The following is a 25341-nucleotide window of genomic DNA, read 5'->3' on the forward strand; positions in this document are numbered from 1 at the left end:
TAATCCCTTAGAATAGTCTCCTTAACTTATTTCTACGAACCAGGAACGACGCCATGAGCAAGTCAGAAAACCTCTACAGTGCTGCCCGGGAGCTCATCCCAGGCGGCGTGAACTCCCCTGTTCGCGCCTTTACCGGCGTAGGCGGAACGCCGCTGTTTATCGAACGTGCAGACGGCGCGTATCTGTATGATGTCGATGACAAAGCCTATATTGATTATGTTGGCTCCTGGGGTCCGATGGTACTGGGTCACAACCACCCGTCGATCCGCAACGCGGTCATTGAAGCGGCTCATCGCGGATTAAGTTTTGGTGCGCCAACCGAGATGGAAGTCAAAATGGCGGAACTGGTGACCGAACTGGTTCCTACCATGGACATGGTCCGCATGGTCAACTCCGGAACAGAAGCGACCATGAGCGCTATTCGTCTGGCGCGCGGGTTTACCGGTCGCGATAAGATCATCAAATTCGAAGGGTGTTACCACGGCCATGCTGATTGCTTGTTGGTGAAAGCAGGTTCCGGTGCGCTAACCCTCGGACAACCGAACTCTCCAGGCGTACCGGCTGACTTTGCTAAACACACGCTGACCTGCACCTACAACGATCTGGCGACCGTTCGCGCCGCATTCGAACAGTATCCGCAGGAAATTGCCTGCATCATCGTTGAACCCGTTGCGGGCAACATGAACTGCATTCCACCGCAGCCTGACTTCCTGCCAGGCCTGCGCGCACTGTGTGACGAATTTGGCGCCCTGCTGATTATCGATGAAGTGATGACCGGTTTCCGTGTGGCTCTGGCGGGGGCACAGTCTTACTACGGCGTAGAGCCGGACCTGACCTGTCTGGGTAAAATCATCGGCGGCGGTATGCCGGTCGGTGCATTTGGTGGTCGTAAGGACGTGATGGAAGCACTGGCTCCAACGGGTCCGGTTTACCAGGCGGGTACGCTGTCCGGTAACCCTATCGCGATGGCTGCCGGGTTTGCCTGCCTGACCGAAGTCGCGCAACCGGGTATTCACGAAACGCTGACAGCCCTGACAACCCAACTGGCAAACGGCCTGCTGGAAGCCGCAGAAGAGGCAGGTATTCCGCTGGTAGTGAACCACGTAGGCGGGATGTTCGGGATTTTCTTCACCGACGCCAAAACGGTTACCTGCTATCAGGACGTGGTGAAATGCGACGTAGAGCGCTTCAGGCATTTCTTCCACCTGATGCTGGAAGAAGGGGTTTACCTGGCACCATCCGCGTTTGAGGCGGGCTTTATGTCCGTGGCGCATAGCGAAGAAGATATCAATAACACCATCGACGCAGCACGTAAGGCGTTTGCTAAGCTCTAAGTCATGTGTGAATTGCCGGGTAGCGCTTACGCGCTTACCCGGCCTGCATGTTCACTATCGACTCTGCTTTCTCAGCAGATAAATAAAGTACGGCGCACCGATAAAGGTCGACAACAGCCCTGCCGGGATCTGATACGGAAAGAGCACCATTCGCCCGCACCAGTCAGCGAAGACCAGCATCACACCACCTGTCAGAGCAGAAATCACGATATGCGGCATGGTCCGGCGGAAGCCAAGCATTCTGGCAATATGCGGGGCCATCAGCCCTACAAAACTCAATGGACCGATAGTCATCGTCGCCGCCGCAGTCAGGCAGGCAGCAAGTAGCAGCAGGCCAATGCGGGTGGGCGTAAGTGCAATCCCGACAGCACGCGCCGTTTCGCCACCCAGTGGCAGGATCGTCATCCAGCGACGACATAACGGCACAATTGCCAGCAACACCACCATCACAATTCCGGTATGAACAACCTGACTACCGGTCGCGCCATAAGTCGAACCGGAGATCCAGGTCAGGATCTGCGCCATACGTGGATCACCGCTCGCCTGTAGCATCATCAGCAGCATGGTAAATGCAGTGCTGAGCGCCATCCCGGCAAGCAACATACGATGCGGTGAAAAACCGCCTCTTCCGGATGCAATCAGGATGATCAGCAGCGTGACCGCCGCGCCAATGCTCCCGGCGGGCATAAGCCAGCCAAACGCATTACCCGGCACGAGGAACAGCATCAACACCACGCCAAACGCTGCGCCGGAACTGATACCCAGAACTTCCGGGCTGGCCATTGGGTTGCCGGTCAGTCTCTGGATAATGCAACCTGCAGCAGCCAGCATCATGCCCGCGATCAATGCAGAGAAGATACGCGGCCAGCGCCATTGCAACAGCTCGTCAAGCAATGTCCCGGTTGCCCAGTGCCAGCCCTGCGCATCACGCCCAAGCGAAAGCGCCATCAATACAGCAAGTGCTAATATCGCCAGACCAGCCAAGCTATACCACAGCACCGACTGGCGCTCGGCATACACTTTATCGCCCGCATCCATCGCCGGCGCACTCATGCTGCGAAGGCGTGGCAGTAACCACAGCAGGAGCGGTGCGCCAATAAGCGCCGTCACCGACCCCGTAGAGACTTCCATCCAGACACGCGCCAGCCAGAGAATGACTTGATCCGAGAGCCAAAGGATGAGCGCCCCAATCAAGGGCGCCAGCATCAGCCGAGCCAGTAAACGGCGCGCGCCGAGCATTTTCGCCAGCAGTGGAGCAAACAGCCCGATAAAGCCGATGATCCCTACCGCATTCACCAGCAATGCGCTCAGCACAATGGCCAGCGACAAAGCCGCCAGACGGGCCAGCGAAAGCGCCAGCCCCAGGTTGCGCGCCACACCATCATCCAGGCCCATCAACGTCAGGGGACGTAACAGCAGAAGCGTCAGCAAAGCGCCGCCCAGCAGTTGCGGCCACAGGCGTTGTACGCTGCTCCAGTCAGTTTGCGTCAGCGTTCCGGTACTCCACAGGAACATGCTTTGCAACTGATCATGATGGAACAGCACCAGCAGCTGGTTGATGGCTCCACAGTATAGGCTCACCACAAGACCGGCGAGGATCAACGTAACGGGAGAGAGGCGTTTTCCCCAGGCTACACCGAAGACCAACACCCCCACCACACACGCCCCCGCCAGCGCGGCAAACTGCGAGGTTAATACCCCCGGAAACGCCCACAGCGTGGTGATGGTGATCCCGAGCTGAGCCCCGGTCGCCACCCCTAACGTGGTGGGTTCAGCCAGAGGATTACGTAAGACCTGCTGGAACAATACGCCCACCAGCCCCAGACCAGCCCCGACCAGCAATGAAATTGTCAGACGCGGCAGCAGGCTATAGTGGAACAGCATTTGTTGAATGTTGTCGATATCTGGCGCGGCAAATGCCGAACTCCACTGATCGCGAGGCAGTGCCGTCGACAGGTTCATCCAGGTTAAGGCGAGTGCCGTCAGAGAGAGAAGGACCAGCAACAATGCGGGGAAGCGCGCGATACGTGAACTCATGCCTTGCCTCCCAGCGCATTATCCAGCACGCGGGCAAAATGCATTGCTGACAGCGTTGCGCCATAGAACCACACCGCTGGCGCACGCTGGAATCGTTGTTCACGTACAAACGGCATCGCCTGCCAGAGTGGCGTTGCCATCAGGGTTTGCATCTCACGCTCATTGCCGTGATCGAAGCAGAGTACGTCCACATCGCGAAACGACGCCAGACGGTCGATCCCCACCGTAGTGCTGCCCCAGAAGGTCATCTCTCCATCCCAGGCATTACGAATACCCAGGCTATCAAGCACTTCCTGGAACAGACAGTTTTTGCCGAACACCAGCATATGACGGGCATCCAGCAAGGTCACCATCAGTAACGGACGATCGCCACGATGGGTAAATCGCGGCTTCAGAGAATCAATCAGAGCGTCGAATTCGGCGAGATGTTTTTTCGCCTCGGCTTCACGATTCAGAAACTGCGCCATCTCATTGATGGAGTTTTTTGCCATTGTCAGCGGTTTTTTACCGTCGCTGAAGGTAAAGCCCCGGCCAGGCGCAATGCGTGCCATCGTCGCTTCAGAAGGACCATAGCCTGCCGACCAGAACAAAAAAGAGGGTTTCATCTGGGTGAGCAACTCAAGATTAGGCTCAGTGCGCAGACCAATATCAATAACCGAATCAGGCAGTTTCGGTTCATTGACCCACAGGTTGTAGTTAGGAATATCAGCAACACCGTAAGGCGTGATGCCCAGAGCCAGCATTAATTCTACCGGTAGCCATTCCAGCGCCACAATGCGGTGCGGATCGATTGTCGCTGCTTGTGCAGCCCCCATTTTCAACAACAGGGGTGAAAGCGCCATCGCCGTCAACAAGCGGCGGCGGCTGATTAAAGTTGAATCCAGCATCAATACACGAAGCTCACCGGTGCAGCCCCTGCCGGGTGAGGCAGGATACCCATAGGAATGCCGTAAATATGTTCCAGCGTTTCGCCACGCATCAGCTCAGATGGCGTTCCCTGAGCGATCATCTCCCCCCCCCGAAGCGCAACCAGATAATCACAATAGCGCGCCGCCATATTGATATCATGCAGGACGGCAATCACCGTCAGACCACGCTGCTGGCTTAAGCGATGCACCAGCGCCAGAACATCAACCTGATGAGCAATATCCAGCGCAGAGGTAGGCTCATCAAGCAGCAGACAACGGCTATCCTGCGCAACCAGCATGGCAATCCACGCTCGCTGACGCTCACCACCCGATAAACTGTCCACCAGACGATGCGCCAGCGGTTTTAATCCCACTAATGCAATGGCCTCTTCTACTTTCTCTCTGTCAGCCACACCGAAGCGGCCAAGCGCACCGTGCCACGGATAACGTCCAATCGCCACCAGCTCACGCACCGTCATCCCTTCTGCTTGCGGCAGTTGCTGGGGCAGATACGCCACCTTGCGGGCAAATGCTTTGCTGTTCCAGCTCTCCAGCGGCTGCCCATCCAGCAAAATATCACCTTCGGAGGGCAATTGATGGCGTCCAAGCATCTTCAGCAAGGTCGATTTACCGGAACCATTGTGACCAATCAGGCCAGTGACTTTACCTGCAGGGAACGTCAAAGAGAGCGGGTGCAGCAAGGTGCGCCCGGGTACGCGAAAGGAGGTGTTGTGGAGTGCAAAGGTGGTATCGGTTTGCGTTTTATTATCCTGCATGGTGGCCAACTTAATAAAAGGGCACGGCGAAGCGTGCCCGAAGAGAGATTAGAAGCGGAAGGTCGCGGTCGCGACAACCTGACGTTCAGCACCCCAGAAGCAACCGTAGGTGTTGAAGCAGCTCGCAACATATTCACGATCGAACAGGTTGTTCACATGAAGCGCCACGTTTGAGCCCGCCATACCGACACGCGCCAGATCGTATCTGATCAACGCATCCACCAGGGTGTAGCTGCCCACAGTGAAAGAGTTCGCCGGGTCACCTTTACTGGAACCGGTATAACGAACGCCAGTTCCCAGCGTCAGGCCAGACAGCGCACCATCAAACATCGTGTAATCCCCCCACACGGATGCCATGTGTTTTGGAACCTGCGCAGGTGTATTGCCTTTGTAGTTGGTGTCGGTGGTGTATTCTGCATCAGTATAGGTATAGGAACCCACTACGTTGACGCTCGCAGAAAGTGCCGCTTTCGCTTCCAGCTCTACGCCACGGGCACGGATTTCACCGCCTTCAACAGAGAAGAATGAGCCTGCCGGGTCAGCCATCAGATTGTTGGTTTTGGTCAGCTGGTACACCGCACCAGTAATCACGATCGGACGATCGTTCGGCACGTATTTCACGCCCGCTTCGTACTGCTTGCCTTTAGATGGTGCAAAGATGTTGCCACTCGCGCCTGTCTGTGAAGCCGGTTCAAACGATTCGCTGTAGCTGAAATAAGGCGTGACACCGTTGTCGAACAGGTAGTTAACACCGCCACGCCAGGTGAACTGTTTATCATCACGTTTAGACGTGGTGTTCGTTACACGGTTATAAGAGTCCTGATCGGCCCAGTCATAACGGCCGCCCAGAGTCACCAGCACTTTATCCCACTGCGCTTGATCCTGAACATACAGGCCGGTCTGTTTCTGGCGGTTTAGGATTTGGTACGCACCGGAATTGTCCGGATCTTTAGAGCCGAAATCAAAATTGCTGTTTACTGGATTGTAGAGATCCAGCAGCGGGACCGAGTCGTCATAACCAAACCAGGAGTTGATGTCATTACGCATACGCATAAAGTCGACGCCGGTCAGCAAGACGTGATCCACCTGACCGGTCGCAAATTTGCTCTGCAACTGAGTATCAACGGTAAAGTTTTGCAGTTTTTCATTATCGACAACGTATTTACGTGCCAGATAGTGACCTTTATCCGCAGGTGCTAACGCCGCGCATTGCTGGCTGTAAACGTTGGCAGGATCGGAACATACGCCATAACCGTAAACGCTGTTTTGCGAAGTTTTGTTCTCGGCAAAGCGCAGGTTCTGACGCACGGTAAAGGTATCGTTGAATTCGTGGTCGAAGCTGTACCCCACCATTTTCTGGTTACGGGTGTAGGTGTTGTTCTTCGCACCTTCGTTGAAATCCGTCGACAAACGATCGCCGTTTGGCAGTGGATTAACCGTTCCCTCTTTTGGCAGCCAGCCGTAATAACCCGTTTCAGGCTCGTTCTGGAAATAGGAGAGAAAAGTGAAGGTGGTTTTATCATCTGGACGCCAGGAGAATGAGGGCGCGATGGCATAACGCTGCTCCCCTTTGCCCTCTTGCTGTGCGTTGTTAGAACGCGCAACACCCGTCAGGCGGTATGAATAAACGCCGTCATCGTCGATCGCATCGCTGAAGTCAAAACCAGTCTGGAACAGGCTATCAGTACCGACTTTGAACTGGATCTCTTTCAGCGGCTCGGTTGTTGGGCGCTTACTCACCATGTTCAGCAGGCCACCAGGGCTACTTTTTCCGTAAAGAACGGAAACCGGACCGCGCATGATTTCAGCACGCTCCAGCATATAAGGATCAATCACCGCGTCGTTATAGAAGTTGCCCTGCATCTTCATACCGTCGAGGTAGTTGTTCTGGCTCTGACCATCGGCCGCGAAGCCGCGAATAACCAGATAATCATAGGTATTGGAAGCACCACGAGTGCCTACTGCAACACCCGGCGTATAGCTGAGGGCTTCTTTAACCGAGCGTGGCTGATGCAGCGCCATCTCTTCGGCTGTCACGACAGAAATAGACTGTGGAACCTTTTGAATTGGGGTGTCCGTTTTGGTCCCGGTCGCGGATTGTCTTGCGGCGATCGTTGCAGCAGGACCCCAGGCACTTTCCTGTGCGGCAGGAGCGGCGGTAACAGTGATGGTTTCTTCTTTTTTAGGGGTTTCAGCAGCCTGCGCATAAGCAGACATGCTGACCACCGCTGTGGCTACGACAACTGCGATTTTACGCAGCGACGTATTCATTGGCTGGGCAGTATTGGAAAGCGCCATGATGTATCTCTGATGAAAGTGAATGATAACGAAAATGAGAATTATTATTATGACCGCAGCATATTATGCGAAACATAAAAGGCATAGCAAGTGATATACGCCCCTACGAGAATTGAGGGTTTAAGAATTAAACAAGAGAAAACGTAGGGTTAAGAAGTGATGGTATTTTGGTTAGGGATATGTGTGTTACTGGTGAAGAGAACCCCCTTCCGCAGAAGGGGGTCAGAGGCAGATTAGTTTCCGCCGAACATATCTTTGATCCAGCCTGCAACACCGTCGCTGTCTTTCTTCTCATTTTGTTGCTGCGGCTGCTGTTGCTGCTGCGGCTGTTGTTGAGAAGATGAATCAAACGGATTGCCTGTCGGCTGCTGAGGCTGACTTTGCTGGCACAGCGAGTCTGGGTTGGTCGTCCAGACCGGCAGCGAACGCACACCACCGCCGCAAACAAAGTTACCCGCCTCATCCACGCCCATATCTACGACATCTTCAGGTGCGACCAGATTCAGCGGAACCGGGGACTGATTTGCCAGATAACGCTGGTAAATCGACATTGCCCCACTTGCACCATAGAGTTTGGTCGGCTGGTTATTATCGCGTCCCACCCAGGTAATCACCACTTCACGACCATCGATACCGGCAAACCAGGTATCCACGTTGTTATTGGTGGTCCCGGTTTTACCTGCCAGATGCAATCCTGGGTACTTCGCTCCCAATTGACGCCCCGTACCACGCTGAACAACCTGCTGCATGGTCCACAGTGTCATGTAGGCGGCCTGAGCCGGAACAGCACGCTCCGCCTGCGGGAAGCTCTGGTACAACACGGAACCATCTTCAGCAATTACCGAACGTAATGCCGACAATTGCGCGCGATTACCACCGCTGGCGATGGTCTGGAACGCCTGAGCGACTTCAATTGGCGTCAGGTTCAATGCGCCGAGGATCATGGCAGGAACCGGGTTCAGTTGATCTTTCGGCACACCCAGTTTCTGCCAGGTATCGGTAATCGCAGGCAGGCCAAGCGCCATCCCCAGATTTACCGTTGGTACGTTCATGGAGCGGGTCAGCGCATCCACCAACATAACCTGTCCACTGAACTGCTTATCATCGTTCTGTGGCGACCATACCTGACCGTTAGGCTGACGCAGCGCGAGCGGCGCATCGGCAATCCAGGTATTCAGGCGATACTGATTTGGCTGGCTCAGCGCCGTGAGATAGGTTGCTGGCTTCGCCAGAGAACCGATAGAGCGACGTGCCTGCATGGCCCGGTTGTAGCCCGCAAACTGTGGCTCCGCACCGCCCACCATGGCGCGCACTTCCCCCGTATTACGGTCAACCACAACCATAGCGGTTTCAAGGTCGCTCAGCTTACGCTGTTTCTTCAGTGCCGGAATTCCGTCGACCGCCGCTTTTTCAGCTGCATCCTGGGCAACAGAATCGAAGGTGGTAAAGATCTTCACGCCAGAGAGATCTTTCACCTTATCGCCCAGCTTACTCTGCAACTCCTGGCGGACCATTTGCATAAATGCAGGCTGTGGAGAGATCACCCCACCGCGCGGTTGCACACCCAGCGGACGCGCGCTCAGCATGTCGTAAAGCTCCTGGTCGATGACCTGCTGCTGTTGCAGCAGACGCAGAACCAGGTTACGACGTTCCAGCGCCAGTTTCGGGTTACGCCACGGGTTATAGATTGAGGCCCCTTTCACCATACCAACCAGCAGTGCCTGCTGGTCAAGGCTCAACTCTTCCACCGGACGTCCAAAGTAATAAAGGCTCGCCAGCGGGAAACCGCGGATCTCGTTATCGCCGCTCTGACCGAGGTACACCTCGTTCATATACAGCTCAAGAATACGATCTTTGCTGTAACGCGCATCCATCAGCACGGCCATGTAGGCTTCGTTCGCTTTACGCCAGTATGAGCGCTCGCTGGAGAGGAACAGGTTTTTCACCAACTGCTGCGTCAGCGTACTCGCCCCCTGCACCGTACGCCCGGCGGTCAGGTTTGCCAGCACCGCACGGCCAATGGAGTAAAGACTGATACCGTCATGCTCATAGAAATGACGGTCTTCCGTTGCCAGCAGGGTATCCACCAGCAGATCCGGGAAACCGTTACGCGCCACAAACAGACGCTGCTCGCCATTGGCAGAAGAGAGCATGGTGATCAGACGCGGATCGAGACGGAAGAACCCGAACTGACGGTTGTTGTCCATGTTCTCGATGGTTTCAAGATGATCGCCATCGAAGGTCAGACGCGCACGCACCTGCCCCTCTTTGCTGTCCGGGAAATCAAATGGACGACGGATCATCTCAATGCTTTTCGCCTGAACAGTAAACTCACCAGGACGCGTCATCTTCGACACCTGACGATACTGAGTGGCCTCCAGCAGTTTCACCATTTCGTTCTTTGTGATGGACATATCCGGCTCAAGGTTCACCATACGGCCATAAACCGCCGCCGGTAATTGCCAGACTTTTCCGTCGATACGGCTACGGATCTTTTGATCCAGATAGACGCCGTAAATAGCCATCAAAACAACAAAAACAATAAACAGCTTCAGCAGCAGCCAGAACCAGCCGCGTTTACCGCGAGGCTTACGCCCTTTGCCTTTTCCTTTACGTGGCATAGGTTCTTCATCCTCATAATCATCTTCATAGTCATCGTCGTAATCCTCATCACTACGACGACGACTCACCTTTTCTTTTGCCGGACGCGCAGGTTTTCCCTTACGTCCTATTGGCTCGCGGTCATTCCCCGCCATGCTTTTTCTCCGCAACATTCAGGCGCAAAGGCCAGATTCTCTTTTCTTCCACATCACCGTGAAAGAAGAAATCTCTCAAAATTGGTTTCCCCCTCTCCCTGTGGGAGAAGGCCGGGGTGAGGGCATCAGGCCGCACCCACTAAGAATATTTCTTCGTCCGCCTTGTCGGCGCAGTATTTGCCGGATCGTCCGGCCAGACGTGTTTGGGGTAACGCCCCTTCATCTCTTTTTGCACGTCACGATAGCTTCCTGCCCAGAACGCACGTAAATCACGCGTAATTTGCAGTGACCGATGAGCAGGAGACAGCAGTTCCAGCACCAAAGGAATACGCCCTTCGGCAATAGACGGCGTTGTCGCCTCACCAAACATCTCCTGCATACGTACAGCCAGCGCAGGCGGATTATCTTCGTGATAACGAATGGCAATCCGGCTTCCGGTCGGCACAGTGTAATGCCCTGGCAGTTCACTATCCAGACGTTGACGCAATGACCAGTCGAGTAAATTTTGTAACGCCGTCTTCACATCCAGTGCTTTCAGGGCTCGTAACGAATGTACACCGCTCATTTGCGGCAATAGCCACCTCTCAAGCGTCGCCAGCAAGGCATCATCACTGACGTCAGGCCAGGTATATTCAGGCAACCAACGCGAGGCGCAGTGCAGGCGAAGTCGATACTGTTCCGCTTCCGGTGTCCAGCCCAGCACACTCAGCCCTTTTTCCCGAATGCCGTTCAGCATCGCCTGGTGCAACTCGTTTTCTGAAGGCTTCGCCAGCGGCTTCACATTCAACGTCAGTTTACCAATCTGGCTACGACGAAAAGCTTTCAGCGTCCCTTGCGCATCGTCCCACTCCACCGTATCAGATTGCTCAAGCAATTGCGGGCAAGCGCGGGTGAGCCCCTCGATATCAACGGCAATGGCTTGCAGGATGCGCGTATCCGGGGAATGACTGCCCTGCAATAATAGCGGAGCAATGAGCCATTCGTGGCGCGTTAACGCGTCATCACTGTCCAGCATCGCACCCATACCATTTGCCAGTTGGTAGCGCCCGTCCAACCCACGCCGACGTGCAATCCTGTCCGGGAAAGCCTGCGCCAGAAGATTCGCGATATTATTGCTGTCTGGCATTCCCCCCCGGCTATTAAGCCGTTTCAACAGCTGCTGCGCCCGCTGCTGCCAGTTAGGCTGGTTGCGCGAAAATGCGGCCATCAGGTCGCTGTTCCCGCTCCGAGGAGGCTCTTCAAGAATGGCGACCAGTTTTGCCGCTGTGGCTTTTTCGTCATCCGATTGTGCGGCCACCAGCATTGCCGCCAGGCGCGGCTCATTGCCCATCGCCGCCATCTTTTGCCCACGTGATGACAGACGATCGCCCTCCAGCGCACCAAGCCGCGCAAGCAAACCGCGTGCAGCCGCAAGATTAACTTCTGGCGGCGGATTGAGCCAGGTGAGCTGACAAGGATCCGGGCAGCCCCACAGCAACAGATCCATGACCAGGCTGGCGAGATCGCTTTGTAAAATCTCAGGAGTACTCTGCAATGCTGAACGTTCAGCTTGCTCAGCGCCGATCAAATGCAAGCAGATCCCCGATTCGAGTCGTCCGGCACGACCGGCACGCTGGATCATTGAGGCCTGGCTTATCCGTTGAGTCAGGAGTTTCGTCAGGCCGGTACGAGGATCAAAGCTGGCGACTCTCTCCTGCGCAGTATCAACCACCAGACGAATACCTTCGATGGTTAAACTGGTTTCAGCGATATTCGTCGCCAGTACCACTTTGCGCATTCCGGCAGGCGCAGGCAGGATCGCCTTACGCTGTTCATTCAGCGATAACGCGCCGTAGAGTGGACACAACGTAACATCACGGCCCACACGGGATGCCAGGTGCTCCTGCACCCGCTGGATCTCCCCAACACCAGGTAAAAACAGCAGCAACGAACCGGATTCCTGACGTAACAGCTCCGCCGTAGCCATGGCGACGGCCTCGTCAAAGCGCGGGTGGGTTGGCAGAGATTGATAGCGACGCTCTACCGGGAAAGCGCGGCCTTCAGAGGTGATAACGGGCGCATCAGGTAATGTTTGCTGTAAGCGTGCGTTATCCAGCGTTGCCGACATAATCAGGAGGCGGAGATCGTCACGCAGCCCCTGCTGTACATCCAGCAACAACGCCAGCGCGAGGTCGGCCTGTAAACTCCGCTCATGAAATTCATCCAGAATCACCAGACCGACACCGGTCAGCTCAGGATCGTTTTGCAACATCCGGGTGAGAATACCCTCCGTCACCACTTCCAGCCGCGTGGACGGGCCCACACAGGTTTCAGCGCGCATGCGGTAGCCGACTGTTTCGCCGGGCTTCTCATTCAGCAGTTCAGCAAGGCGCTGCGCCACGTTACGCGCGGCTAGCCTGCGCGGTTCCAGAAGGATAATTTTCCCGTGGATATTCCCGTCTTTCAGGATCTGCAACGGCAGCCAGGTCGATTTACCGGCTCCTGTAGGCGCATTAAGCAAAACCTGCGGGGCATGTTGTAGGGCAGCGAGTAGCTCAGGAAGGACAACGGCGACCGGCAATGAGGACACTAACAACTCCAGAGGGTTAACATTCGTCGGCGTACATTGTAGCATCGGCGCATATCATTACCGAGTCCCCCGTATGCCTGAGTCGAAACGACTGTTTTTCGCCATTGAGATGCCCGCCACGATACAGCGGCAAATCGTCCGCTGGCGCGCCGACCACTTTCCCGCCGAGGCAGGTCGCCCTGTGGCGGCCGCAAACCTGCATCTGACACTGGCTTTTTTAGGCGACGTCAGTGCCGAAAAGCAACGCGCTCTGGCCACAATGGCCGGACGCATTTCCCAGCCTGGCTTTACGCTGCACCTGGATGATGCCGGACAGTGGTTACGCTCCCGCGTGGTCTGGCTCGGGACGCGACAGCCACCTCGTGGATTATTACAACTGGCGAATATGCTGCGCGCTCAGGCGGCGCGCAGTGGGTGTTATCAAAACCCGCAGCCGTTTCACCCTCATATCACCTTGTTGCGCGACGCCGGCCAGGCCGTTGCTATTCCGCCGCCTGGCTTTCACTGGGTCTTTCCAGTGAAAGCGTTCGCGCTATACGAATCTGTTTTTAGACAAGGACGCACCCGATACACCCCGTTACAGCGCTGGACGCTGGGCGACACCTTAAGGAATCCCGATGAAGTTTAGCCCTGCCTTACAACACGCCACATTGATTCAACGCTACAAGCGCTTTCTTGCTGATGTAGTAACTCCTGATGGCGAAACGCTGACACTGCATTGCCCTAATACGGGTGCGATGACAGGTTGCGCGACGCCGGGTGACACGATCTGGTATTCCACATCAGAAAATACTAAACGTAAATATCCTCATACCTGGGAGATGACACAAACCCAGCAAGACGCCTTTATTTGTGTCAATACATTGCGGGCAAATCAACTGGTTAAGGAAGCTCTTATTGACGAGATTATTCCTGAACTCGCCGGTTACAGCAGCTTAAAAAGTGAAGTGAAATATGGCGAGGAAGGGAGCAGAATTGACTTTATGCTACAGGCGGAAGAACGACCTGAGTGCTATATTGAAGTAAAATCAGTGACGTTAGCAGAACAGGAAAATGGCTACTTTCCAGATGCAGTAACGCTACGTGGCCAGAAGCATCTGCGAGAGTTGATGAGTGTAGCGGCGGCGGGCAAACGCGCCGTGTTGCTGTTTGCAGTATTGCACTCAGCAATTGAACGATTTTCTCCTGCCCGCCATATTGACCCAAAATACGCGCAACTGTTGAATGAGGCACATAAGCAGGGGGTAGAGGTTTTCGCTTATAAAGCGGAACTTTCTGCCGATAATATGACTCTGAGATCGACCCTTCCGATCGTGTTATAAGGAAGGTAGACGATTGATTATTTGGTGTTCTGGCCGCGTGCGCAAATACGCTTTTCCTCACAGGCTTGTCAAGTGTTACGTATAGATAATTGCCATACGGAAAAGCATCTGCTATTTATAGCGACCTGATTTTTCCCCCAACACGGGGATCGATAGTGCGTGTTAAGGAGAAGCAACATGCAAGAAGGGCAAAACCGTAAAACATCGTCCCTGAGTATTCTCGCCATCGCTGGGGTGGAGCCATACCAGGAGAAGCCGGGCGAAGAGTATATGAACGAAGCCCAGCTGTCGCACTTCAAGCGTATTCTTGAAGCATGGCGTAATCAACTCAGGGATGAAGTCGATCGCACCGTTACACATATGCAGGATGAAGCTGCTAACTTCCCGGACCCGGTAGACCGTGCCGCTCAGGAAGAAGAGTTCAGCCTCGAACTGCGTAACCGTGACCGCGAACGCAAACTGATCAAAAAGATCGAAAAAACGCTGAAAAAGGTTGAGGACGAAGATTTCGGCTACTGCGAATCCTGCGGTGTTGAAATTGGTATTCGTCGCCTGGAAGCGCGTCCAACTGCCGATCTTTGCATCGACTGTAAAACGCTGGCAGAAATTCGCGAAAAACAGATGGCCGGTTAATCCCTGCCCTGTCATAACGTTCACAAAGGCGGGAGTTTTCTCCCGCCTTGTTACTGTTGATATGTCTGAATCACACTATATTGGGCGCTTCGCGCCATCCCCTTCTGGTGAATTACATTTCGGCTCCCTGATTGCTGCGCTTGGCAGCTACCTACAGGCCCGGGCAAATCACGGTATCTGGCGTGTCCGCATAGAAGATATTGATCCCCCGCGTGAAGTTCCCGGTGCTGCAGAGGCTATTCTGCGTCAGCTGGAACATTACGGTCTTCACTGGGACGGCGACATACTCTGGCAGTCTAAACGTCACGATGCCTACCGGGAACGTCTGGCATGGCTCTATGAACAAGGACTTTCCTACTACTGCACCTGTACCCGTGCGCGCATCCAGAGCGTTGGCGGCGTGTATGATGGTCACTGTCGTTCAGCGCATAACGGGCCGGAAAATGCCGCCGTACGGTTGCAGCAACATCATCCGGTTATGCATTTTAACGATCGACTGTCTGGTAACATTCAGGCCGATGCTCGCCTGGCACAGGAAGATTTTATTATTCATCGTCGCGACGGCTTATTTGCCTATAATTTGGCCGTGGTCGTTGACGATCATTTTCAGGGCGTAACGGAAATCGTGCGCGGCGCAGACCTTATTGAACCCACCGTACGACAAATATCGTTGTATCAGCACTTCGGGTGGCAAGCACCGGACTACATCCACCTGCCGCTGGCGCTTAATGAGCAAGGCAATAAATTGTCGAAGCAGAACCACGCTCCAGCTCTACCTGACGGCGATCCGCGCCCTGTTTTGATCGACGCATTGCGATTTCTCAACCAAAATGTAACAGGTGAATGGCACGATTTAGGCGTTGATGAATTACTGAGAATGGCAGCCAAAAGCTGGTCGCTCGCGGCTGTGCCTAAAATCCAGCATTCTCAAATGCCTTGTGCTGAGCTATGATTAGCCGCTATTTTTTTGTCCTGACAAATAAAACACACTACGAGGTGTACTATTTTTACCCGAGTCGCTAATTTTTGCCGTAAGGTGCTAAGCCGCGAAGAGAGCATGGCGGATGACGTCATTGCGCAATCCCATATGTCGGTTATTCCGCGTGAGCAGCACAATATTTCCCGCAAAGATATCAGTGAAAATGCCCTCAAGGTACTTTATCGTCTGAATAAAGCAGGCTACGAGGCTTACCTCGTGGGCGGCGGTGTCCGCGATTTATTGCTAGGCAAAAAACCGAAAGATTTCGACGTAACGACCAGCGCCACCCCTGAGCAGGTACGCAAATTATTCCGTAACTGCCGCCTTGTTGGCCGTCGTTTCCGTCTCGCCCACGTCATGTTTGGGCCTGAAATTATTGAAGTTGCCACTTTCCGTGGACATCACGAAGGCAGTACGACCGATCGCACGACTTCCCAGCGTGGCCAAAACGGGATGTTACTGCGCGATAATATCTTTGGTTCGATTGAAGAAGATGCCCAGCGTCGCGATTTCACGATCAACAGTCTCTATTACAGCGTTGCCGATTTCACCGTGCGTGATTACGTTGGTGGAATGCAGGATCTGAAAGCGGGACTGATTCGTCTGATCGGTACACCGGAAACACGTTATCGAGAAGATCCTGTACGTATGTTGCGTGCTGTGCGCTTTGCCGCAAAGCTGAACATGCGTATTAGCCCGGAAACCGCCGAGCCAATCCCGCGTCTGGCAACGCTGATTAACGATGTTCCTCCGGCCCGTCTGTTCGAAGAGACGCTGAAGCTGTTGCAAGCCGGTTATGGGTTTGAAACCTATACCTTGCTACGTGAATACAGCCTGTTCCAGCCACTGTTCCCGACGATCACTCGCTACTTTACTGAAAGCAGCGACAGTCCGATGGAACGTATGATTGCGCAGGTGCTGAAGAATACCGACACGCGTCTGCACAACGATATGCGTGTTAATCCTGCGTTCCTGTTTGCAGCCATGTTCTGGTATCCGCTTCTGGAAACCGCACAAAAGATTGCTCAGGAGAGTGGGCTGGCGTATTACGACGCGTTTGCACTTGCGGCAAATGACGTTCTGGACGAAGCCTGTCGCACGCTGGCCATTCCGAAACGTATTACCACTCTGGTGCGTGATATCTGGCAGCTACAGCTGCGCATGTCTCGCCGTCAGGGTAAACGTGCCTGGAAGTTGATGGAACATCCGAAATTCCGTGCCGCTTACGATCTGATGGCACTGCGTGCCGAGATTGAAAACAACCAGGAACTGCAAAAGCTGGTGAAATGGTGGGGTGAATTCCAGGTCTCTGCGCCGCCAGAGCAAAAAGGCATGCTGACCAATCTGGATGAAGAGCCAGAAACTCGCCGTCGTCACCGCCGCCCGCGTAAACGTGCGCCACGCCGTGAAGGCAGTGCATGACTCTCGCCTGGATAGCCATCGGCAGCAATCTTGCTTCTCCCCTGGAGCAGGTCAATGCTGCCGTGCAGGCGCTGAGTGAGATCCCACAGAGCCGTGTCGTTACTGTATCGTCTTTTTATCGCACACCACCGCTGGGGCCTCAGGATCAGCCTGACTACCTCAATGCCGCTGTTGTGCTAGAGACAGCACTTGATGCCGACACGCTTCTGGATCACACCCAACGTATCGAATTACAGCAAGGTCGTGTGCGCAAAGCTGAACGCTGGGGACCACGTACGCTCGACCTTGATATCATGCTATTTGGCGATCAGACTATTCATACCGAACGCCTGACAATCCCCCATTACGACATGAAAAACCGTGGTTTCATGCTCTGGCCACTCTTTGAAGTCGCCCCCGATCTCCGCTTCCCTGACGGTGATTCTCTGAAGACTGTTTTAGACCGTCTTAACGCCGAAAAACCCGCCCGCTGGTAATCCTGTTTTTTTGTTGATTCACCATGAAATATTTGTGGTTAATCGATTGCCTAAAATCATTGTTCCCTCGAATGTTACTGTTAGAATGCGCAAAGATTCGCTTTGAGCTATCAGGAAACAGTATGAAACCAACCACCATCGCCTTACTGCAGAAATGCAAACAGGAAAAGAAACGCTTCGCGACGATCACGGCATATGACTACAGCTTCGCCAAACTCTTTGCCGAAGAAGGGATTAACGTCATGCTGGTCGGCGATTCGTTAGGGATGACGGTACAAGGACATGACTCCACTCTGCCCGTAACGGTTGAGGATATCGCTTATCACACGCACGCGGTACGCCGTGGCGCGCCTGCCTGCCTGCTTCTTTCCGATTTGCCGTTCATGGCTTACGCCACACCAGAACAAGCCTTTGAAAATGCGGCGATCGTTATGCGCGCAGGGGCGAACATGGTCAAAATAGAAGGCGGTTCCTGGCTTGTGGATACGGTGAAAATGCTTACTGAGCGCGCCGTACCTGTTTGTGGGCATCTGGGTTTAACCCCACAATCCGTCAATATTTTCGGCGGCTATAAAGTGCAAGGTCGCGGTGATGCCGGGCAGACCCTGCTGGATGATGCGCTGGCGCTTGAAGCCGCAGGCGCCCAGCTCCTGGTGCTGGAGTGTGTGCCGGTAGAGCTGGCGCAACGCGTTACCGATGCACTTTCAATTCCGGTAATTGGGATTGGCGCAGGTAACGTCACAGACGGTCAGATTCTGGTGATGCACGACGCGTTTGGCATTACTGGTGGGCATATCCCTAAATTCGCCAAAAACTTCCTTAGCACGGCGGGCGACATGCGCGCTGCGGTCAGGCAGTATATTGACGAGGTTGAATCCGGAGTTTATCCGGGCGAAGAACACAGTTTCCATTAAGGAGTCTTGTTGTGCTAATCATTGAAACCCTGCCGTTGCTGCGCCAGCACATTCGTCGTGCGCACCAGGAAGGTAAACGTATCGCACTGGTTCCAACCATGGGAAACCTCCATGACGGCCATATGAAACTGGTTGACGAGGCAAAAGCCCGTGCCGATATCGTGGTAGTCAGTATCTTTGTGAACCCCATGCAGTTTGATCGGGCTGACGATCTGGCTCGCTACCCGCGCACTCTTCAGGAAGATTGCGAGAAGCTCAAAAAACGCCATGCGGATATCGTCTTCTCTCCGGCTCCGGCTGATGTTTATCCTCAGGGAACCGAAGAGTCGACCTATGTGGATGTCCCAGGGATTTCGACCATGCTGGAAGGCGCAAGTCGCCCAGGGCATTTCCGTGGTGTCTCAACGATTGTCAGCAAGCTTTTCAACCTGGTTCAACCCGATGTGGCCTGTTTTGGTGAGAAAGACTTCCAGCAACTGGCGCTGATTCGCAAGATGGTGGCCGATATGGGCTATGACATCGAGATCGTGGGCGTCCCGATTGTGCGTGCTAAAGACGGTCTGGCACTCAGCTCCCGCAATGGTTATCTGACGGCTGACCAGCGCAAAATTGCGCCAGGGTTAAGCAAAGTAATGAATACCATGGCTGAACAGCTTCTGGCGAAAGAACTGACGGCAGAAGAGATTGTCGCTCTTGCTGAGCAGGCATTAAACGATAAAGGTTTCCGCTCTGATGATGTCCAAATTCGTGATGCGGATACGCTGCTGGAGTTCACCGAAGCCAGCAAACGAGCGGTCATTCTGGTGGCTGCATGGCTCGGCCAGGCGCGTCTGATCGACAATAAAGTGGTTGAACTGGCGAAGTAGACATCGGCTAAAAATCGGGCAATACTGCGCCCATATTTGCCTTGGGAATTGTTCCCTTCACCCTGCCCTGTCGTCTGCGAGAGGGCAAAGCATGATGATTAAAGGTAGACGTAATGATTCGCAAAATGCTGCAAGGTAAGCTTCACCGTGTGAAAGTCACTCAGGCAGACCTGCATTACGAAGGCTCCTGCGCGATCGATCAGGATTTTCTCGATGCGGCGGGTATTCTTGAAAATGAAGCCATTGATATCTGGAATGTCACCAATGGCAATCGCTTCTACACTTATGCCATAGCGGCGGAACGCGGTTCTAAAATTATCTCCGTTAACGGCGCTGCCGCGCACTGCGCGAACGTGGGTGATATCGTTATTATTGCCAGTTTCGTGATGATGTCTGATGAAGAAGCACATCGCTGGCAGCCAAAAGTGGCGTACTTTGAAGGCGATAACGAAATGAAACGTACCGCGAAAGCTATTCCGGTTCAGGTCGCATAATAAAATCGACCCGAAATATTATTTACACTAATATTTCGGGTCTTGATATAATATTAATTATCTACCTTATTAGTTTTAAAAAATCTATATACCTCCCTAATGATTTTTATTTTTTAAGAATTTATCCATCCTGCCAAACCAACCCTATCCCATTGATACATAAATAAATAAAGAATAGCTACATTCAAAATTAATTATTTATAACAATTGTAAATATAATTTTAGTTCTAGAATCCCTCCCGCTGAGAAACCCCAGCTTTAAAAATCTTCAATTAACATGGAATTTGTTATGTCACTGAAAAAAATTAGCATGACTGCCGCTGCTGTAGTTATGGCTTTTAGTTCTGCCGCTTCCTTCGCTGATACCGATATTGGTCTGATCACGTTTGACGGCGCAGTAACGGACACCACTTGTGTTATCACCACCAATAACGGTGAAGACACCAACAACATCACGATCACCCTGCCAGTCGTGAAAAAATCGGACGTTGAAGGCACGACCATTGATAAAGGTGTGGGTTCTAAAAACTTTGAACTGATGCTGACTAAATGCCCAGCTCAAGTGAAAAAAGCGTCTGCAGTGTTCATGTCTAAAAACATGGGCTCCATTGGTAACGGCACGATCGACCCGGATTCAAACGTTTCTGGCTCTGCCACCAACGTCAGCCTGGCGATGTTTAACAACTCTTCTTCCAACACTGACCGCGTCATGGTTGGCCAACCAGCAAACAACTCGCAGGTTGCTGACGTGACCAATGGTTCTGGCAATCTGTACTACCGTGTGGCCTATGTCCCTGGCTCTGCATGGGTTAAAGACAGCAACCCAGTAACTGCAGGTAAAGTAACGGCTAACGCCTTCTTCACCATGAGCTACGAATAATCATCGATTATTCATCTTAAAATACGTCCGCCCTTCGGCGGACGTTATTTCATCTCAATTATCCTGGAGTGGATATGCGACTGCGTAATGCAAAAATAAGCAATGGAATGAAAACGCTGGTATTTATGCTTGGCTGCATAATAACCGCTCAGGCTAACGCTGATATTGTTATTTCAGGTACTCGGGTTATTTACCCGGAATCAGCCAAAGACGTGATTGTTAATCTTGAAAATAAAGGTAATCACCCTCTTCTTGTACAGTCATGGCTGGACGATGGGCGTGATACCGTGGACCCACAAGAGTTAAAACTCCCGTTTGTGATCACCCCTCCAGTAACCCGCGTCGATGCCCGAAAAGGCCAGTCAATCCGCGTCACCTGGTTAGGCACATCGATGCCACAAGACCGTGAATCACTGTACTGGTTTAACGTGCTGGAGGTTCCGCCAAAAGCGCAATCCGAAGAAAACCAGAACATGCTGCAACTGGCTTTTCGCACCCGAATTAAACTCTTTTTCCGCCCGAATGGCCTGAAAGGCACACCGGAAGAGGCCGCGAAAAACCTGAAATGGTCACAGCAAAAAAACGCTGATGGTTTGGTTTTGGTTGCCAAAAATGATGCGGTTTATAACGTTTCTCTGGCCAGCGCTGAATTTGAAGTGAATGGCAAAAAATACGAAGTGGAAAGCCACTCTGTTAAGCCTCTCTCTAGCGAAGTAATGAAAGTCAAAGGACTTTCAAATATCACCAGTGGGAAAGTGAAGTATTCCTCAATAAATGATTTTGGCGGCATGGAAGAACACAACTTTCCCGTCAATTAATAATAAATAACTCGAATATTTATGCCGGTTAATATTAACCGGCATCTGATGGATCAGGATTATTATGATTTTTCGACATTCATTTCTGTGCCTTTCTATAAGCGCGGCGATTCCGCTATGCGCCGTAGCTGCCGATTCTCAATCCCCGGTAACGATGGGGACGGATGAAGTCGAATTTAACGATCAGTTTTTATTTAATACTGGCAGTAAAGTTGATGTCAGCCGTTTTAGTCACGGCAACCCGGTGTTACCCGGAAAATACCGCACAAAAATCAACGTCAACGGGAAACCCAAAATGACCAGTGACGTTGAATTTAAAGATAATGGCACGCCTCGCGCGACGCCGTGCTTTACCGTATTAGCGCTCAAACAGATGGGCATTAATACGGAATCGCTGGAGAAAACGCCCGATATTACGGATGAAACCTGTATTGCGATTGAAAAAGCCTTTTCAGGAGCAACAGCAACATTTGATCCTGCGACCCAGGAGCTGGATCTCACGATCCCACAGCTGTATGTCCTTAAACTGCCAGAGGGATATGTCGATCCTTCATTGTGGGACAGTGGTATTTCTGCGGCGATGCTCTCCTACGATCTCAACGCCTGGCGAAGTGAAGGCACTGGCAGCACAACGGATACTGCCTATGCAGGCTTACGCTACGGCTTGAACATGGGGCCGTGGCGTTTTCGCTCGCGCGGCAACCTGAACTGGGATTCCGACAACGGCAGCCATTACGCCAGCCAGGATATCTACCTGCAGCGAGACATTACCCCACTGAAAGCCCAGATGCTGATGGGCGACTCGTATACGCGTGGCGACGCGTTTGATTCCGTCAGCTTGCGCGGTCTGCGTCTGTATAACGACGACCGTATGTTGCCAAATGGCCTCTCCAGCTATGCGCCGGTGATCCGTGGCGTGGCCAACAGCAATGCCCGCGTCTCCATAACGCAAAGCGGCAACAAGATCTACGAGACCTCAGTACCGCCTGGCGCGTTTGAGATTTCCGATCTGAGCACCACCGGTTACGGTAACGATCTGCTGGTGACGATTGAAGAAGCCGATGGCAGTAAACGTTCATTTTCAGTGCCCTACTCTTCAGTGAGCCAAATGCTGCGTCCTGGCTTTGCTCGCTGGGATATCGGTGCGGGTGAATTACACGACCAGTCCATTCACGATTCACCACGGCTGGCCTACGCCACCCTGTATTACGGGCTGAATAACATCTTCACGGGATATACCGGCCTGCAATATATGGACACCGGTTTCTATGCCGGGCTGGCAGGTCTGGCGATGAATACCGAAGTAGGTGCATTTGCGTTTGATGTTACCCACTCACGAGCAGACATCGATGGGCTACGCACGCTTTCCGGGCAGAGTTATCGCTTGTCGTACAGCAAGATGTTATCCGCGACAGATACCTCGCTAAACGTCGCCGCGTACCGCTTCTCTACGGAGGATTACCTGAGTCTGCGCGATGCCGCTTCGCTGGCAGATCGTGTGAAATACCAGGATCGCAACCTCAAACCTGGCAGTACCAGCAATGACGTTTACAGCACGTTCAAACGTATGAAAAACCAGGTACAGATTAACGTTAGCCAGCCGCTGGCGCATAACAAAGTGAGTTATGGGTCGATGTACGTAAATGGAAGCTGGCAGGACTACTGGGATGGCAGCAAATCCAGCGCCAGCTATACCGCCGGTTACAGCAACAGCTTTACCTACGGAAGCTACAGCGTCTCGCTGCAACGCTCTTACGATGAAACGGGCGACAAAGACGACAGCATCTATATCAATATCAGCCTGCCATTTGATGCCTTATTCGGGTTTGGCAAGCGCCCGGCGGGCTTCTCCAGCGTCAATATGGGGTTGAGCTCCGATTTTGGCGGTAATGCCAGCCTCAATACCACCGCAAGTGGAAACTCGCAGGACAGTCGCTTTAGCTACAGCGTCACAACCAGCACTAACCGCGGGGATGACAGCACCATTAATCAGATTGGTGGCTACGGCAGTTACAACAGCCCACATGGGCCGCTCAGCCTTTCGGCTTCGGTGACGGATAACAACCAGCAGCAATACTCTGCCAGCTACAGCGGCGGCATGCTGCTGCACTCCGGTGGCCTGACGTTCGCTCCGGGCAGCATCAGTGATACCGACTCACTCGCACTGGTCAAGGCCAGTGGCGCAAAAGGTGCACGCTTAAACAACGGCGACGGGGAAATTGGTGACTCTGGCTACGCCATCATGCCGTATCTCTCTGCATATCGTGAAAACCGCGTTGGGCTGGATACCAGCACCTTAAAAGCCGATGTGGAGGTGAAGAGCACCAGCTCCATCGCCATTCCACGCAGTGGTTCAATCGTGCTGGTTAACTTTGAAACCGACGAAGGACGTTCAGCCGTTATTGAGCTTCAACGCTCAGACAAAGGTTTTATCCCTCTGGGGGCAGATGTACTCAACGATAAAGGTGAGTCAGTCGGCAGCGTCGGTCAGGCGGGCCAAGCCTACGTACGCGGTGTCGACGAGAAAGGAACACTTACTGTGGTCTGGGGAAGCGGCAAGGAGAGTCGATGTCACGTGAGTTACCAGATCCTGCCGGGCGCACAAAAAGCGGGTCTGACCACGCTGCTGCCAGGCCAGACCTGCCGGATGTAATGAGCTATTTTCAACAAGGAGCATGAGTTAATGATGTTAATACCCAACAAATTCGTTCGCTGTATTTTTGCAGCAACGGTACTGACTACAGCAAGCAGCGCGGTTCAGGCTGCGACAAACCTGGATGTGACCTTTACAGCCAATATTCGTGAAACCACCTGCGACATGAAAATCGTTGGCGGCACGGGTAATGGAAAAAACAACACCATCACCATAGGCTCCGGCGGCAAAGTTCGTCAGGACTACGTCGCAGCAGGAACCGCCACCGCAGACTTCAAGCTGGCAATTGTTGAGTGCCCGTCAAGTCTGACTTCACTGAAAACCACGGTGAGCGGTTCCGCTTCCGGGTACGTGAAGAGCGCTATTGTCAACAGCGTGAGCAGGACCTCCGGAGGCGCGGACTATACAGCTGTCAGTATTGCTCGCGTATCAGCCCCAACAGCACCTTTTGAAATCAACTCAACCGACGATCAAAAGCGCCTGGTCTGGACAGCGGGTGAAATCACCAGCAAAGAAGTGCCTCTGAGAGCCAAACTCGTTGAAACACAGGCCGGTGGTTCTACAACGGGTCAGTTTAGTGCCGTCGCCACCTTCAACTTTTATTACGATTAATCAGGTAGAAATACGGAGTCTTTAATAATGGAACTGAAAACGAAAATTATCGCGCTGTCTGCCTGCCTCGGGTTGTTCTCTTCGGTTGCTTTTGCTGCCATTACGGGCACATCAAGTGTTCAGGCCACTTTTGTCACGACCATTGAAGCCGGGACCTGTAGCGCCCAGGTGCAAAATGCAGCAGGTGCGCCTGCCACCGAAATTGGTTTTGGCGATGTCTTTAAATCTGACCTCTCGAACAAAACCCGGGCTGAAGTCTTTAAGATTGTGTTCAGCAGTTGTGCTGGCGTGAAATCCGCAGATGTTCAGGCAACAGCCGGTGCGGGAAGCAGTTGTTCCGCCGCTGGCAGTACGAATTTTGGTGCTAACAACGCGACCGCATTCGAAATCTGGCAGGGTAAAACGCCATCAGGAACACAACTGAATTGCACCACCCCGCAGACTAAAAACGTCGCGATGACCTCAGGTGCGGGAACCTATGACCTGACATCACGTATTGTGGTTGCCGATGGCAAGACCATCAGCAATGTCACCACTGGTGCTGTCACCTCGCCGGTGACCTTCCTGATTACATACCAGTAATGAACCACTGGC

General features: G+C 53.2%; 21 protein-coding genes. 15 read left to right on the plus strand and 6 right to left on the minus strand.

What is annotated here, in order from left to right:
* The first annotated feature begins 53 nt into the window (after positions 1-53).
* Entirely contained in the window at positions 54-1334 is a 1281-nt protein-coding gene (gene hemL / locus GF617_RS04855) for a glutamate-1-semialdehyde 2,1-aminomutase (RefSeq protein WP_181622306.1), read from the plus strand.
* Positions 1335-1388: 54 nt separating this feature from the next.
* Here the strand turns inward: hemL and fhuB are convergent, their stop codons facing one another.
* The 6 genes from fhuB to hrpB form a co-directional block, all read right to left on the minus strand.
* Positions 1389-3371, minus strand: coding sequence for a Fe(3+)-hydroxamate ABC transporter permease FhuB (fhuB, locus tag GF617_RS04860; protein WP_203451206.1), 1983 nt, complete (start codon positions 3369-3371; stop codon positions 1389-1391).
* Entirely contained in the window at positions 3368-4258 is an 891-nt protein-coding gene (fhuD, locus tag GF617_RS04865) for a Fe(3+)-hydroxamate ABC transporter substrate-binding protein FhuD (protein ID WP_203451207.1), read from the minus strand. The genes fhuB and fhuD overlap by 4 nt, the downstream gene beginning before the upstream one ends.
* Positions 4258-5055, minus strand: coding sequence for a Fe3+-hydroxamate ABC transporter ATP-binding protein FhuC (gene fhuC / locus GF617_RS04870; protein ID WP_181622303.1), 798 nt, complete (start codon positions 5053-5055; stop codon positions 4258-4260). The genes fhuD and fhuC overlap by 1 nt, the downstream gene beginning before the upstream one ends.
* Positions 5056-5103: 48 nt before the next feature.
* Entirely contained in the window at positions 5104-7353 is a 2250-nt protein-coding gene (gene fhuA, locus GF617_RS04875) for a ferrichrome porin FhuA (protein WP_181622302.1), read from the minus strand.
* 233 nt (positions 7354-7586) lie between these two features.
* A complete protein-coding gene (gene mrcB / locus GF617_RS04880) occupies positions 7587-10109 on the minus strand; it encodes a bifunctional glycosyl transferase/transpeptidase (RefSeq protein ID WP_181622301.1) in 2523 nt (840 codons plus the stop codon).
* A 139-nt stretch (positions 10110-10248) separates the two neighbouring features.
* On the minus strand, positions 10249-12678 hold the full coding sequence (hrpB, locus tag GF617_RS04885) for an ATP-dependent helicase HrpB (RefSeq protein WP_203451208.1): 2430 nt from the start codon (positions 12676-12678) through the stop codon (positions 10249-10251).
* A gap of 73 nt (positions 12679-12751) precedes the next feature.
* On the opposite strand from hrpB, the gene thpR reads away from it, so the two are divergent.
* The 14 genes from thpR (at position 12752) to GF617_RS04955 (ending at position 25329) form a co-directional block, all read left to right on the plus strand.
* The gene (gene thpR, locus GF617_RS04890) at positions 12752-13306 is read left to right on the plus strand and encodes an RNA 2',3'-cyclic phosphodiesterase (RefSeq protein WP_181622299.1); all 555 of its coding nucleotides are present in this window, start codon (positions 12752-12754) and stop codon (positions 13304-13306) included.
* Complete coding sequence (sfsA, locus tag GF617_RS04895) at positions 13296-14000, plus strand: DNA/RNA nuclease SfsA (RefSeq protein WP_181622298.1); 705 nt, start codon at positions 13296-13298, stop codon at positions 13998-14000. The genes thpR and sfsA overlap by 11 nt, the downstream gene beginning before the upstream one ends.
* A gap of 177 nt (positions 14001-14177) precedes the next feature.
* Complete coding sequence (dksA, locus tag GF617_RS04900) at positions 14178-14633, plus strand: RNA polymerase-binding protein DksA (RefSeq protein ID WP_001155232.1); 456 nt, start codon at positions 14178-14180, stop codon at positions 14631-14633.
* A 61-nt stretch (positions 14634-14694) separates the two neighbouring features.
* On the plus strand, positions 14695-15585 hold the full coding sequence (gluQRS, locus tag GF617_RS04905) for a tRNA glutamyl-Q(34) synthetase GluQRS (protein ID WP_203451209.1): 891 nt from the start codon (positions 14695-14697) through the stop codon (positions 15583-15585).
* A 51-nt stretch (positions 15586-15636) separates the two neighbouring features.
* Entirely contained in the window at positions 15637-17034 is a 1398-nt protein-coding gene (gene pcnB, locus GF617_RS04910) for a polynucleotide adenylyltransferase PcnB (protein ID WP_181623694.1), read from the plus strand.
* Positions 17031-17510 carry a 2-amino-4-hydroxy-6-hydroxymethyldihydropteridine diphosphokinase gene (gene folK, locus GF617_RS04915; protein WP_181622296.1) on the plus strand — a complete coding sequence of 160 codons (480 nt, stop codon included), beginning with the start codon at positions 17031-17033 and terminating at the stop codon, positions 17508-17510. Before pcnB ends, folK begins: the two co-directional genes overlap by 4 nt.
* A 122-nt stretch (positions 17511-17632) precedes the next feature.
* Positions 17633-18424, plus strand: coding sequence for a 3-methyl-2-oxobutanoate hydroxymethyltransferase (gene panB, locus GF617_RS04920; RefSeq protein WP_181622295.1), 792 nt, complete (start codon positions 17633-17635; stop codon positions 18422-18424).
* Between the two features lie 11 nt (positions 18425-18435).
* Positions 18436-19290 (plus strand): pantoate--beta-alanine ligase, encoded by an 855-nt coding sequence (gene panC, locus GF617_RS04925; protein WP_181622294.1) that lies wholly within the window; start codon positions 18436-18438, stop codon positions 19288-19290.
* Between the two features lie 113 nt (positions 19291-19403).
* Positions 19404-19784, plus strand: a complete 381-nt coding sequence (gene panD / locus GF617_RS04930; protein ID WP_181622293.1) for an aspartate 1-decarboxylase — start codon at positions 19404-19406, stop codon at positions 19782-19784.
* 289 nt (positions 19785-20073) lie between these two features.
* Positions 20074-20664, plus strand: coding sequence for a fimbrial protein (locus GF617_RS04935; RefSeq protein WP_203451210.1), 591 nt, complete (start codon positions 20074-20076; stop codon positions 20662-20664).
* Between the two features lie 74 nt (positions 20665-20738).
* Positions 20739-21482 (plus strand): fimbrial chaperone, encoded by a 744-nt coding sequence (locus GF617_RS04940; protein ID WP_203451211.1) that lies wholly within the window; start codon positions 20739-20741, stop codon positions 21480-21482.
* 64 nt (positions 21483-21546) lie between these two features.
* Complete coding sequence (locus tag GF617_RS04945; protein WP_203451212.1) at positions 21547-24135, plus strand: outer membrane usher protein; 2589 nt, start codon at positions 21547-21549, stop codon at positions 24133-24135.
* 30 nt (positions 24136-24165) lie between these two features.
* A complete protein-coding gene (locus GF617_RS04950) occupies positions 24166-24747 on the plus strand; it encodes a fimbrial protein (RefSeq protein ID WP_203451213.1) in 582 nt (193 codons plus the stop codon).
* 27 nt (positions 24748-24774) lie between these two features.
* Positions 24775-25329: a fimbrial protein gene (locus GF617_RS04955; RefSeq protein ID WP_203451214.1), complete on the plus strand. Its 555-nt coding sequence runs from the start codon at positions 24775-24777 to the stop codon at positions 25327-25329.
* Positions 25330-25341 lie beyond the last annotated feature (12 nt).

The sequence above is a fragment of the Lelliottia sp. RWM.1 genome (assembly GCF_016859735.1).
In the GTDB taxonomy this organism is placed as follows: domain Bacteria; phylum Pseudomonadota; class Gammaproteobacteria; order Enterobacterales; family Enterobacteriaceae; genus Enterobacter.

Coding starts and splice junctions, on each gene's coding strand:
- GF617_RS04950 (WP_203451213.1), top strand. CDS start 24,166: ATGATGTTAATACCCAACAAATTCGTTCGCTGTATTTTTGCAGCAACG.
- GF617_RS04955 (WP_203451214.1), top strand. CDS start 24,775: ATGGAACTGAAAACGAAAATTATCGCGCTGTCTGCCTGCCTCGGGTTG.
- panD (WP_181622293.1), top strand. CDS start 19,404: ATGATTCGCAAAATGCTGCAAGGTAAGCTTCACCGTGTGAAAGTCACT.
- GF617_RS04945 (WP_203451212.1), top strand. CDS start 21,547: ATGATTTTTCGACATTCATTTCTGTGCCTTTCTATAAGCGCGGCGATT.
- dksA (WP_001155232.1), top strand. CDS start 14,178: ATGCAAGAAGGGCAAAACCGTAAAACATCGTCCCTGAGTATTCTCGCC.
- fhuC (WP_181622303.1), bottom strand. CDS start 5,055: ATGCAGGATAATAAAACGCAAACCGATACCACCTTTGCACTCCACAAC.
- fhuA (WP_181622302.1), bottom strand. CDS start 7,353: ATGGCGCTTTCCAATACTGCCCAGCCAATGAATACGTCGCTGCGTAAA.
- folK (WP_181622296.1), top strand. CDS start 17,031: ATGACTCTCGCCTGGATAGCCATCGGCAGCAATCTTGCTTCTCCCCTG.
- hemL (WP_181622306.1), top strand. CDS start 54: ATGAGCAAGTCAGAAAACCTCTACAGTGCTGCCCGGGAGCTCATCCCA.
- fhuD (WP_203451207.1), bottom strand. CDS start 4,258: ATGCTGGATTCAACTTTAATCAGCCGCCGCCGCTTGTTGACGGCGATG.
- mrcB (WP_181622301.1), bottom strand. CDS start 10,109: ATGGCGGGGAATGACCGCGAGCCAATAGGACGTAAGGGAAAACCTGCG.
- fhuB (WP_203451206.1), bottom strand. CDS start 3,371: ATGAGTTCACGTATCGCGCGCTTCCCCGCATTGTTGCTGGTCCTTCTC.
- sfsA (WP_181622298.1), top strand. CDS start 13,296: ATGAAGTTTAGCCCTGCCTTACAACACGCCACATTGATTCAACGCTAC.
- GF617_RS04940 (WP_203451211.1), top strand. CDS start 20,739: ATGCGACTGCGTAATGCAAAAATAAGCAATGGAATGAAAACGCTGGTA.
- gluQRS (WP_203451209.1), top strand. CDS start 14,695: ATGTCTGAATCACACTATATTGGGCGCTTCGCGCCATCCCCTTCTGGT.
- GF617_RS04935 (WP_203451210.1), top strand. CDS start 20,074: ATGTCACTGAAAAAAATTAGCATGACTGCCGCTGCTGTAGTTATGGCT.
- thpR (WP_181622299.1), top strand. CDS start 12,752: ATGCCTGAGTCGAAACGACTGTTTTTCGCCATTGAGATGCCCGCCACG.
- panB (WP_181622295.1), top strand. CDS start 17,633: ATGAAACCAACCACCATCGCCTTACTGCAGAAATGCAAACAGGAAAAG.